Raw genomic sequence first — 12497 nt, forward strand, 5'->3', positions numbered from 1 at the left:
TAACAGCACCGTAAACAAAGCGTGATCAGCGTATACAAACAGGATGTAAGTTGTTGGTAATTAATTGATTGGTTGTAACAGGAAACGCCATTACCATTATGTTACGGCAATATTACCGGAACGTTATGCATTACAGGCTTTGTACAAAAGTGTTGAGCGTATCGCCTTCCGGGATGTTTAGTTTCTTCCGTAAACGGTATCTTGCCACACGTAAACTATCAGGTGAAATACCAAGAATGGTGGCCATATCTTTTGAGTCCATATTCATTTTATGGAGCGCCAGTAATTTGATGTCGTTGTTGGTAAGATCACTGTATAATGCATTGAGTTTATCGAAGAACACCTGGTGCACCTGCTCAAAGATGCCTGTGAATTCTTTCCATTGTTTTTCGTGATTCACATTCTGGTTTATTTTCAATACCAGTTGCTGCAGTTGTTTTTTCTGGTCACGTTTATCCTCCTGCACCATTTCGGAAAGGGTATTACGCAGCTCATCGAGGAACTGGTTCCGCTGGATCACATCCAGTGTGTGGGTAGCCAGTTGCCTGCTTTTAAGTTCCAGCTGGTCTTTTTGTACGCGGTTTATTTCCGCATTCCGTTCAGATACAGTTTGTGCCTGGCTGATCTTGAGTTTCTGACGGGAAATGGTGAGCAGGCAGAGAATTACCAGCAGTACTACCACAATCACTACCGCGGTATAAATGATGCGGTTTATTTTATGACTGTTTTCCAGCTGGAGGATCTCATCATTCTTTTTGTTGGTATCGTACAGGATCTGCAGGAAATTCATCTGCTGGTTGTTTTGGGCAGAGTAGATATCGAGCAGGCATTTACGGCTGTATTCCATATAATAATAGGCGCTGTCGTTCCTGCCCTGCAGATGGAAGGCCTTGGCAATGTCTTTACAGGCAGCGGCTTCCTGGTATTTATTATTGGTTTGTTGTGCAATGGCCAGTGCTTCTCTTGAATAAGGCATACTGTTTTTGATATCGCCGGTTTTACGCAGCACGTCTCCTATATTATTGAGCACCTCTATGGCGGCTATCCGTTCATGGCGCACCTCATAAAACCGGAGCGCGGTGCGGAAGCAGGAGAGGGCGGTATCGTATTTTGCAAGGTCTTCGTAAATAGTGCCGAGGTTTTCATAGATGCCGGCTATGCCCAGGGTATCGTGGGCGCCTTCGTATTGTGCCAGGGCCATTGTCTGGAAGTAACGGGCGCTGTCGTATTGCTGTTGCTTTTCGTAGTAGTGCCCTATGTTGCCGTAAGTGGCTGCCATACCGGCCGGATCGTTTACCTGCCGGTAAAGCGCAAGGGCTTTATCGTACTGCATTTTAGCGCCGGGCTTATTGATATTGCGGTAATACAGCTGGCCCATATCATTGTGCACGGCGGCTTCCGCTGCTTTATGGCCGTTACTGGTAAACAGGGTAGCCGCCTGCTGGTAATACTCCAGTGATTTGGCATAGTGGCCCAGGGTGAAGCAGATCCGGCCCATCTGGCGCAGGCACTTGCCGGCGGTAGCTTCATCTTTGTTGGCGATAGCCGTATCGTGCATTTTGCGAAGGGCGAGGAAAGCGGCATCCGGCAATTCCTGGCTAAGCTTCCCGGCGGCGACCAGCTGCGTTTCCAGCGAGTCCTGCGCTGTTGTGGTCATTACCTGGAAAACGGTTAAGCTGAGTACTAAGAACTGGGAAAAACGTTTCATTTTCAATAACAGCACCTGTTAATTAAGCATAATCAATCCGCAAAGAATGTTTTTTAGTATTAACTGTATGTTACCAGATTGCCTGCCGTTGGTATAAAAATGCTTGCTTACCGATACTATTTTATATATTATTGTGTCGCCGGTTACATTTTATGACCCATAAATTAGTTCCAGTTAAATATTGATTATGAAAAAGAGATTTTTAGTTACCATGCTGCTGGCTGGCGGATGCTTCGCTGCCAACGCCCAGGAAAAAGCAAAGCCTGAAGATACAGAAGTGTATACCCCGGTGCCGCCTGAAGTGAAGCCCGGAAAGAAATGTGGGGATGCTCCTTCGGATGCCATCATCCTGTTCGACGGTACCAACCTGGATCAGTGGGTAATGACCGACGACCGGGAAAAACCTGCGGAATGGCTGGTGAGTAAAGGAGTGCTCACTGTAAATAAGAAAGTAGGAAATATTGAAACGAAGAAAGCTTTTAAAAATTACCAGCTGCATATTGAATGGCGTGTTCCTGCCAATATCACCGGTACAGGCCAGGGCCGGGGCAACAGCGGCGTTTTCCTGGCGTCTATAGGTAAAGGCGATGCCGGCTACGAATTACAGGTGCTGGATTCCTATAATAATAAAACATATACCAACGGGCAGGCCGGAAGTATTTATAAACAGTCGGTGCCGTTGGCCAACCCTACCCTGAAACCGGGGGAATGGAATACCTATGATGTAATCTGGACTGCGCCCGTATTTGGTGCAGACGGGGCATTGGTATCTCCCGCAAAAGTAACTGTTACCTTTAACGGCGTAGTGGTGCAGAATGGCTTTGAGCTGAAAGGCCCTACCCAGTACATTGGCCAGGCAGCTTACCGCCAGGCGCATGGTGCAAGCCCTATCAAGCTCCAGGCACATGGCGATAAGAGTGAACCTTTGAGTTTCCGCAATATCTGGGTAAGAGAGTTACAATAATAAAAACGAATTTCCTGGAAGGGCCGCCGGTAATGGCGGCCCTTTTTTATTTATTTTTCCCGCTGTTCCATCATTTTCTTTACTTTTAATACAACGACGTTATGTAAAACAATTCCACTTTACGCGGTTTCATGGAGCAGGTACACATTGAAAAGAAATTGTTGCTAAAGGCTGCGGCAGGCCATGAGGAGTCATTTACGCAGCTGTTTTTCCTATACAGGCATAAATTGTACAGCTTTCTTTTGCGGTTAACGGAATCCCCGGAAATGACAGAAGATGTGATACAGGATGTATTCCTGAAATTGTGGAAAAACCGGGAGCAATTAGCGGACATTGAACAGTTTGGTGGGTATATCTACCGGATGGCGCAGCACCACGTGCTAAATGCATTCCGGCGGATGGCAAAGGAAGCCCTGATCATGGCCGAGCTGACCCGGACCACCGAAGCCGCATCGGCGGATGCAGGGGAACAGTTACGTATCCGCGAGGTACGGGAAAAGCTGCAATACGCGCTGGATCATCTGCCACCAAAACAAAAACTCGTGTACACCCTGAGCCGGGAGCAGGGGCTGAAACACGAAGAAATTGCCCGGCAGCTTAATATATCCCCCTCTACCGTCAATAATCATATGATTGCCGCGCTGCGCAGCATACGCCAGCAGCTGGGGCCACATTTGCAATCTATTACAGGCGCTTCCTGCCTGCTGCTGGTGGTGGATAGCTTCCTGTAAAAAATATTTTCCCTCCCACTAGTTATATCCTTTGGCCCATGTGTCTATAATAGTACAGCTTCCTGTATAAAGTAAAAACCGCATGATTTCAGCAAGGATCAACTACCTGGCAACACGCTACTTCGATAATACCTGTACACCGGCAGAAAAGCTGGAACTGGCAGAATGGATCAGCAGACAAACGGATGATGCCGTGCTGCAGCAGGTATTGGGCGATGCCTGGGAGTCGCATGTACCGTTGATACAGATGCCTGATGAAATGTCGGATCGTATTGTAGCAGGCATGTTTGGCCGCACAACGGGAACAGTTGCAGTAACCGGAACATCCGGAGCAGAGGTGGTTCCTATGCGCAACCGCCGCAAAATATGGTGGGCAGCTGCAGGTCTGTTTCTAATGGGCGGCATTGGCATGTGGGCCTGGCAGCACCAGCCGGCGCCGGCGCCTGTGGCGGAAAGCAGGCAACAGCGTTACAAAAATGAAGTAATGCCCGGCAGTAACCGCGCTATACTCACCCTGGCCGATGGCAGTACAATTGCGCTTGACAGCGCCGGCAACGGCCTGCTGGGCCGGCAGGGTGCAGTAAAAATCATCAAGCAGGCAAATGGTGAACTGGCTTATATAGGCAACGGCAACAGCGAAGCCATGTACAATACCATGAGCACCCCACGGGGCGGGCAATATCACCTCACTTTGCCGGATGGCACACAGGTATGGCTCAATGCTGCTTCTTCCATCACATATCCTGCTGCATTTACCGGCAAGGAAAGAAAAGTAACCGTAAAAGGGGAGGCCTATTTCGAAGTAACCCCCAATGCCCATATGCCTTTCCGGGTAGCTGCAGGGAACACGGAAATAACGGTGCTGGGCACACGCTTTAACGTAAATGCCTATACGGAGGAACCAGCCATACGCACCACCCTGGTGGATGGCACCGTGAGCGTAGCTGTGGGGAAAATTAGTATGATGCTCCGCCCGCGCATGCAGGCGAGAGTAGGAAAGGATAATGTATTACACGTTACTGAAAATATAGATACCGATGAAACCATCGCCTGGAAAAACGGCTTCTTCCAGTTTACTGATGCAGATATGCCAACTGTAATGCGGCAAATAGAGAAATGGTACGACGTCAATGTTTCCTACGAAGGGGCTATTCCTGAAAAGAGCTTTGGCGGCGGTATACAGCGCTCCTTACCTCTAACCAAAGTGTTGGGAATACTGGAAGAAAATGGGGTGAAATTTAAGATAGAAGGGAAAAAAATTATTGTTTTAAAATAAAACCACGTTACTGATTCACTGCTAAAATGAACACTAATTCCACTGTATAAACTCCTGTAGTTTATAGTTATTGATTGTTATGCAAAACAAAGCCGGAAACGCTGATAACATTTCCGGCGGCGTCTGGATAACATAAACAAAAAATCGGCGAAGACTCCTTATTCATTCAACCAAACACTGCAAATGTATGCAAATTAATTGTATCGCTCTTTGCAGCCGGACTACTGCTGCCATTACCCCGTGGGCTATTTCCCCGGCTGGCAGCAAAACTTCCCGGCATCGCACGCTATGCTCAACCAAAACGCTGTTAGCTATGAAGTTAACGATCCTGTTCACCTTACTACTACTGAACGTAAGCGCCACCAGCCTTTCACAAACAGTTAGTTTTTCGGGTAAATCTGTGTCACTGAAATCCGTTTTTGCCGCTATCCAGAAGCAAACGGGATACGTTGTGTTTTATGACAACCAGCTGCTGAAAAGCAGCAGGCCGGTAACACTTTCCGTGGAAGATGCGCCGCTGGAGGTTTTATTGAAAGCTGCGCTGAAAGACCAGGGGATGACCTTTACGATCCTCGACAGAACCATCGCGATCAGAAAGCAGGAGCTGCTGACATTACCCCCCATCCTGAAGCTGCTGGTACCCGGGTGGACGGTCACCGGCCGCGTTACCGACGAATCCAATACACCATTGCCCGGTGTTACCGTATTGCAGAAAGGTACCAGCAACGCTACCGTTACCAACGAAGCAGGAGAGTTCCGGCTTGCCAATGTGAACGATGGCGCCGTGATCGTTTTTTCCTACATAGGATTCAATAAGGAAGAAGTGACGGTAAACCGCCAGTATAACCTGAATATCCGCCTCAGCAAAGCCGCCAACACTGCACTGGACGAACTGGTGGTAGTTGGTTACGGTACCATGAAGAAAAGTGATCTTACCGGCGCCGTATCCACCGTAAAAGGCGATGGCCTTGCCGCCCGTAAAACCACCCAGGTATCGCAGGCATTGCAGGGCGCAGTTCCGGGTGTAATGGTAACCCGCACCAATAACGCACCGGGCGCCACTGCGCAGATCCGCGTGAGAGGGATTACCACTATTACAGATGCAGGCGCTACACCGCTCATCATCCTCGACGGCGTACCTGTAGATGACATCAACTCCATCAACCCAAATGATATCGATAATATTTCGGTGCTGAAAGATGCGGCGTCTGCCTCCATTTACGGCTCCCGCGCTGCTGCCGGCGTAATCCTGGTAACCACCAAGCGCGCCAAAAACGGGCAGCTGGATCTGAACTATACCTACGAATATGGTGCGGAAAAACCGACCAAACTGCCGGATTATGCCAATGCCGTACGTTATATGCAACTCACCAATGAGCTGCGCTGGAATGATAATGGCAATAACGCCAACGAATATCCTACCTATACCAAAGATATTGTGGATAACTACGCATCACTCCATGCAGAAAATCCTGACCAATACCCCAACACCGACTGGAGAGGTTTGATCCTTAATAACAGCGCTCCGCGCGAGAGCCATGCGCTCAGTATTTCCGGCGCCGGTAAAGCCCTGCGCTCCAGGGTTTCGCTGGTGTACGATAAAGTAGGCGCACTGTACGACGACCGCTCCTACGACCGACTTACTACCCGCATTAACAACGATATCACTATCAATAAATACCTCACCGCCAGTGTGGATGTGAACTACAAACGCACCATCGTTAAACAACCTACCATTGACCCGATGTATAAAATGGGCATCATGCCACCTATTTATGCGGCTATGTGGTCGGACGGGCGCATCGGCGCAGGAAAAGATGGCGCCAATATTTATGTGCAAACCAAATATGGCGGGTTCGACAACGACTGGTTTAACCAGCTGGGAGGAAAAGTAGGGCTCGACTTCACTCCAATAGAAGGATTGAAGATCTCCGGCGTGGTAGCGCCTTTCCTTAACTTTGATAAAGGCAAACGCTTCACCCGCAAAGTACCTTATACTTCTTTCAATAATCCTAATGCCATTTCAGGTTATATCGAAGGCCTGACGGAAACTAAGCTGGAAGAAGGACGCAACGACAGCTACCGTTACACTACCCAGTTCATCGTCAATTACAATAAACAGATCAAAGATCACAGCTTCAGCCTCATGGGCGGCTATGAGTATTTTAAGGCATTCAATGAAGACCTGGGCGCTTCCCGCGGCCAGTATGCCCTCACCAACTATCCTTACCTGAACCTGGGCCCGCTGGAGTTTCGTGACAACAGCGGCAGCGCTTATGAAAATGCTTACCGCTCCTGGTTCGGAAGGATTACATACAGCTATAAAGACAGGTACCTGTTCCAGGGGAATATCCGCTATGACGCCTCTTCCCGTTTCGCAGCAGGTTACCGCTGGGGCTCATTTCCCTCATTTTCTGCCGGCTGGGTGATATCAGAAGAAAAGTTTATGAAGTCAACCGCTCCCTGGCTATCCTTTGCAAAGCTGCGTGCTTCCTGGGGCTCATTGGGTAATGAACGTATCGGTAATTACCCCTACCAGGCATTGCTGCGGTTTGAAAATAATTCCCTGTTCTATAAAGGCAATACCGCGGTATCTGCACAATCTGCCGCACAATGGCAATACGCCATCCGCGATATCTCCTGGGAAACCACGCATTCCTGGGATCTGGGGGCAGACCTGGACTTCCTCGATAACCGGCTGCGCTTTACCGGCGATTATTTTAAGAAAACCACCAATGATATCCTGCTGGAACTGGAAATTCCCGATTATATAGGTTTCGATAACCCTTACCAGAATACCGGTAAAATGTATACCACCGGCTGGGAAGCACAGGTAGGATGGAGTGATCGCATCGGTGATTTCCGTTATAGCGTATCTGTGAATGTATCCGATTTCGTATCAAAAATGGGCGACCTGGGCGGAACGCAGTTTATTGGCGATTCCATTAAAAGACAAGGCAGCGAATTTAACGAATGGTACGGATACGTATCTGATGGCATTTATCAAACCCAGGAGGAAGTGGATAAATCAGCCAAACTCAACGCCAACGTGAAGCCAGGCGATATCCGCTACCGGGATATCAGCGGCCCCGATGGCGTACCTGATGGTAAAATCTCACCTGAATATGACCGTGTACTGCTGGGAGGCTCACTGCCCCGCTACCAGTACGGTATTAGCCTGAACGGCGGATTCCGCAACTGGGATTTTGGTATCGTATTCCAGGGCGTAGGCAAACAAAACTCCCGCCTCACCACTGATATGGTACGGCCGCTCCTTGAAAACTTCGGCAACTTCCCGGCCATACTGGATGGCAACTCCTGGAGCAAATACAATACACCCGAACAGAACAAAGCCGCCAGGTTTCCGCGCTATACCAATACCTCCGCGGGTAATAACTACGCTATGTCCGACTTCTGGCTGATCAACGGCGCCTATTTCCGCCTGAAAAATATCAGTATAGGCTATTCCATGCCTAACGACTGGGTAAAGCGGATCCATATACAAGGTGTTCGTATATACGGCAGCGTTAGCGACCTGTTGTCGGTGCACAACTTCCCGAAAGGATGGGACCCCGAACAACCAAGATTAGGTTATCCTATCACCACCAGTTATGTTATTGGCGCATCAGTTAAATTCTAAAATTCCATGAACATGAAACAACTAACGCTTATAGCCGGTATTATACTTTTCAGCGCCTGTGGCAGCCTGGATCTTAATCCGCTGTCAGACGGCTCCAGTGAAACCTGGAATTCCAATGCGGAAGAAATAGAAATGTCGCTCAACGGATTGTATAAAAATAATTTTTGGATGAAGGACAGCGACGACTGGACCGACGACTGGGTATACCGCGATGTTACTACCCCTGTTACCGGCGCTACTATCAATGGTGAAACAGATTTTGTGAAAAGCTGGTGGACAGATACCTATAAAGCCGTAGCCCGCGCTAACAATATCCTGCAAAGCATCTCAAGGGCAGATAAGGTATTGTCGGCCGACCAGATCGCCAGGTATACCGGTGAAGCAAGATTTGTAAGAGCGTGTATGTATTCCCGTTTGTTGTCGCACTACGGTAATATTATTTATACGGATTCCATGCTCGACATTGAACAGGCATTACAGCTGAAACAAACAGACAAAGCTACTGTACTGAAAAAGATCTATGAAGACTTTGACTTTGCCGCTGATATCCTGAAGCCAACCTATAGCACATCAGAATTAAAACGTGCCACCAAAGGCGCTGCACTGGCCATGAAAGCACGTATTGCCCTGTATATGGGCGATTGGGCCGTAGCCCGCGATGCAGCCAAAGCCTGTATGGACCTGGATGTGTATAAGCTGCACGATAATTTTGGTAACCTGTTCCTCCCGAAAACAAAGAACTCCGTGGAAACTGTTTTTGGCTTACCAAGATCAGTTACATTGAAAGTTACTTTCGACGACTGCCAGAATTATGTGTCGCGTAATGCCGGTGGCTGGGCTGCCAAGGATCCGTCGTGGGACCTGTTCTGTAGTTTTTTATGTAAAGACGGATTACCGGTAGATGAATCACCTTTATTCAATCCCCGCCGTCCGTTCGATAACCGCGATCCCCGCTGTGCCGCTACCATCGTTGAGTTCCAGACGCCGCACCTTGGATACATCTTCCAGCCGCACCCGGATTCCGTGAGGGTACTGTCTGTAGCAGAGAATAAATATGTGGAGAATAAAGACACCCGCTCCGTTGCGCAGTATGCATCCTTTAACGGGCTGTTGTGGAAGAAAGGAGTGGATGGCGACTGGCTCCTCAACTCCTGGAAGATAGAACCGGATAATATCATTATCCGTTTTGCTGATGTACTGCTTATCTATGCAGAAGCAAAAACAGAACTGGGTGAAACTGATCAGACCGTGCGCGATGCCATCAACAAAGTGAGGGCGCGGGCATACGGTACCGTATATACGAATACGGCTGCCTATCCTGCAGTAACTGCTACCGATCAGGCTGCGCTGCGTAAAATTATCCGTACGGAAAGAAGAATGGAATTTGCCATGGAAGGCATCCGTTATATGGATATCATCCGCTGGAAGCTGGCAGAGAAAGTGCTGAATAAAGCCAACTATGGTTTACTGGAGCCTGCGGATTTACGTACAAAAATAGTGCAGCCGGGATTGTGGTTCTTCCCGCAAACCCCCGCGGTTGATGAAGATGGTATTGCTGACTTTACGGCGATGTATAACGCGGGCCTGGTAAAGCAGATCACTGTGCGCAAGTTCGACGCCACCCGCCAGTACCTGTGGCCCATTCCCTCAACCGAAGTACTCACCAGTCATTTAACCCAGAATCCAAACTATTAAGCGATAGCATGAAACAAAGGAATTATCTGGCAGCAGCACTGGTTACAATTGGTATGATGGGCGCTGCCTGCAGAAGTGAGAAAGCAACCGCACCACGTTCGTTCAGCGGCATTTACCCGCAGCTTGCCATGTATAACAGGGAAGGCGAATGCGGTACGGGTGCTGTAGTCCCCTGGGCCGGAAAACTTTGGGTGATTACGTATGGTCCCCATCTGCCTTTCGGATCGTCAGACAAATTATATGAAATTACACCGGACCTGAAACAGGTGGTAAGGAAAGAAAGCATAGGCGGCACACCGGCCAATCGCATGATTCACCCGGAAAGTCACCAGTTATTCATAGGCCCTTATGCCATAGGTGAAAACGGGGACGTGCGTGTAATACCCTACACTGCCATGCCCGGCCGGCATACAGGAAATGCGCGCCACCTTACCGATCCTGCCGGAAAAATTTATTACGGCACTATGGAAGAAGGTTTTTATGAAGTAGATGTAAAAACCCTTCAGCCCACTTTATTATATGAAGATGGAAATGTAAAGAGCAGGAAAGGCGCAGATACTACCGCCAACACAGCTTCCGCCTTATTGCCGGGAGCGCATGGTAAAGGCCTGTACTCCGGCCAGGGGGTACTGATCTATTCCAACAATGGAGAGCCCGGGCCTAAAGCGCTTACACAGTTTGATATTGAAGCGGGATCATTATCGGAGTGGAATGGAAAAGACTGGAAAGTAGTGCGCCGGAATCAGTTTACGGAAATCACCGGCCCGGGGGGCATCTCCGGAAATAAAAACCCGGCCACTGATCCTATATGGGCTACCGGGTGGGATCATAAATCTGTGTTACTCGGCTTGCGCGACCAGAGGAAATGGAGCTTTTTCCGGTTGCCCAAAGCCAGTCATAGCTACGATGGCGCGCACGGCTGGAATACAGAATGGCCGCGTATCCGCGATGTAGGCACTGAAAATAACCCGGATTACCTCATGACCATGCACGGCATGTTCTGGCATTTCCCAGGCACTTTCTCTACCGGGCATACTGCGGGTATCCGTCCCCGTAGTGCTTACCTGAAAGTGATCGGCGACTTTACCCGCTGGCAGAACCAGCTGGTATTTGGCTGCGACGATGCTGCCCAGAAGGAATTTCTCAATAAGCGCACCGCTAAAGGAAGCATTGAAGGCCCTGGCCAATCCAATTCCAACCTCTGGTTCACTTCCCTGCAGCAGCCGGATGCACTGGGGCCCAATACCGCTGAAGGCGCCGTATGGCTCAATGAAACAGTAGCGGCATCACAACCATCGGAACCCTTTCTTTTTGCCGGCTGGCCCCACCGCAGCGCACGGATCACGCATAACGGCAAACAACCTGTAGAATTCACTTTCGAAACAGATAAGGGCGATGGCAACTGGAGCGTGGCGCAAAAGGTAACCGTATTACCTGGTAAAACCGGCGATATTGTTTTTCCTGAAAATATGCCCGGAGAATGGATCCGTATTACTGCCGCACAACAGGTGGTGGCCACAGCGCATTTCTCTTACGCAGGCAGCGATACCCGCAAAACTGCGCCAGCTGCTATTTTCAACGGTCTGAGCAAAGTAACGGACGTCAACTCCAACGGCGGTTTATTATATGGCCTGGGCAACGATCGCCGCGCACTTGGCATACTGGCACAATCCTATAAAAACGCGGATGCCACTGTGGAAGGCTATTATGAGCTGGATGGCGATATGCGCCTCGTGAAAAAAGAAGATCCTGCCACAGCGGATTTTATCCGGCAGAAATTTGCCATCCCTCAACAGGCCGTGACCATTGAGCCCGGCAGCGTGCTGATTGTAGACGACAAAGGCCGCAGGTGGCGGCTGCCCCTGGGCGATGACGCCTTTACAGGGCTTACAGGCAAAGCCGCCTTGCGCATTTGCCGCGAGGTATCTACCGAAAGAGACCTGTTTAACTGCATGGGCACTTTTTACGAGTTACCTGCGGAGAATGCAGACGGGTATGCAAAAATAAGACCCGTGGCGTCGCACCCTTTCCGGATCAACGATTACGCTGCTTACCGCGGCATGCTGGTAATGACGGGCATTGTGCCGGAAACAAAAGCCGGGGCACATATCATTGTATCGGACGATAAAAAAGCTATGGTATGGGCAGGCGCTATTGATGACCTCTGGCAGCTGGGCCGGCCTACAGGACAAGGGGGACCATGGAAAGATGCGGCCGTGGAAGCCGGTAAGCCTTCAGATCCTTATCTCACCGGGTTTTATTCACAACGGCAGTTGCAGCTATCACATGATGCCGGTATGCCGGTTGAATTCACCATTGATATAGACCCTGTAGGCACCGGCGCCTGGATGAACTATAAAACCGTAACGGTAGGGCCGGGCGAAACGTTTAAGTGGCAGTTCCCCGATGGCTTTGAATCACGCTGGATCCGTTTCACCGTCAATAAAAACTGCCGTGCCACTGCATGGCTGGACTATAAATAA

At 49.4% G+C, this 12497-nt stretch carries 7 protein-coding genes; 6 read left to right on the plus strand and 1 reads right to left on the minus strand.

Features of this window, described 5'->3' with window-relative positions:
- Window positions 1-130: 130 nt before the first annotated feature.
- Window positions 131-1657 carry a tetratricopeptide repeat protein gene (locus tag FN124_RS20210; protein WP_142686559.1) on the minus strand — a complete coding sequence of 509 codons (1527 nt, stop codon included), beginning with the start codon at window positions 1655-1657 and terminating at the stop codon, window positions 131-133.
- A 238-nt stretch (window positions 1658-1895) separates the two neighbouring features.
- Between FN124_RS20210 and FN124_RS20215 the strand changes: the two genes are divergently transcribed.
- The 6 genes from FN124_RS20215 (at window position 1896) to FN124_RS20240 (ending at window position 12497) form a co-directional block, all read left to right on the plus strand.
- A complete protein-coding gene (locus tag FN124_RS20215; RefSeq protein ID WP_142686560.1) occupies window positions 1896-2672 on the plus strand; it encodes a 3-keto-disaccharide hydrolase in 777 nt (258 codons plus the stop codon).
- A 131-nt stretch (window positions 2673-2803) separates the two neighbouring features.
- Window positions 2804-3403, plus strand: coding sequence for an RNA polymerase sigma factor (locus tag FN124_RS20220; protein ID WP_142686561.1), 600 nt, complete (start codon window positions 2804-2806; stop codon window positions 3401-3403).
- Window positions 3404-3485: 82 nt separating this feature from the next.
- On the plus strand, window positions 3486-4679 hold the full coding sequence (locus tag FN124_RS20225) for a FecR family protein (RefSeq protein ID WP_142686562.1): 1194 nt from the start codon (window positions 3486-3488) through the stop codon (window positions 4677-4679).
- A gap of 313 nt (window positions 4680-4992) precedes the next feature.
- Window positions 4993-8319, plus strand: coding sequence for a TonB-dependent receptor (locus tag FN124_RS20230; RefSeq protein ID WP_142686563.1), 3327 nt, complete (start codon window positions 4993-4995; stop codon window positions 8317-8319).
- Window positions 8320-8331: 12 nt separating this feature from the next.
- Window positions 8332-10014 (plus strand): RagB/SusD family nutrient uptake outer membrane protein, encoded by a 1683-nt coding sequence (locus FN124_RS20235; protein WP_142686564.1) that lies wholly within the window; start codon window positions 8332-8334, stop codon window positions 10012-10014.
- Between the two features lie 8 nt (window positions 10015-10022).
- On the plus strand, window positions 10023-12497 hold the full coding sequence (locus FN124_RS20240) for a hypothetical protein (RefSeq protein WP_142686565.1): 2475 nt from the start codon (window positions 10023-10025) through the stop codon (window positions 12495-12497).

Origin of the sequence: Chitinophaga polysaccharea (assembly GCF_902150045.1) — a bacterium.
GTDB classification, from domain to species: Bacteria; Bacteroidota; Bacteroidia; order Chitinophagales; family Chitinophagaceae; genus Chitinophaga; species Chitinophaga polysaccharea_A.

Excerpts from the sequence above, each read along its gene's own strand:
- FN124_RS20210 (WP_142686559.1), bottom strand. The coding sequence starts at position 1,657 with ATGACCACAACAGCGCAGGACTCGCTGGAAACGCAGCTGGTCGCCGCC.
- FN124_RS20215 (WP_142686560.1), top strand. The coding sequence starts at position 1,896 with ATGAAAAAGAGATTTTTAGTTACCATGCTGCTGGCTGGCGGATGCTTC.
- FN124_RS20220 (WP_142686561.1), top strand. The coding sequence starts at position 2,804 with ATGGAGCAGGTACACATTGAAAAGAAATTGTTGCTAAAGGCTGCGGCA.
- FN124_RS20225 (WP_142686562.1), top strand. The coding sequence starts at position 3,486 with ATGATTTCAGCAAGGATCAACTACCTGGCAACACGCTACTTCGATAAT.
- FN124_RS20230 (WP_142686563.1), top strand. The coding sequence starts at position 4,993 with ATGAAGTTAACGATCCTGTTCACCTTACTACTACTGAACGTAAGCGCC.
- FN124_RS20235 (WP_142686564.1), top strand. The coding sequence starts at position 8,332 with ATGAAACAACTAACGCTTATAGCCGGTATTATACTTTTCAGCGCCTGT.
- FN124_RS20240 (WP_142686565.1), top strand. The coding sequence starts at position 10,023 with ATGAAACAAAGGAATTATCTGGCAGCAGCACTGGTTACAATTGGTATG.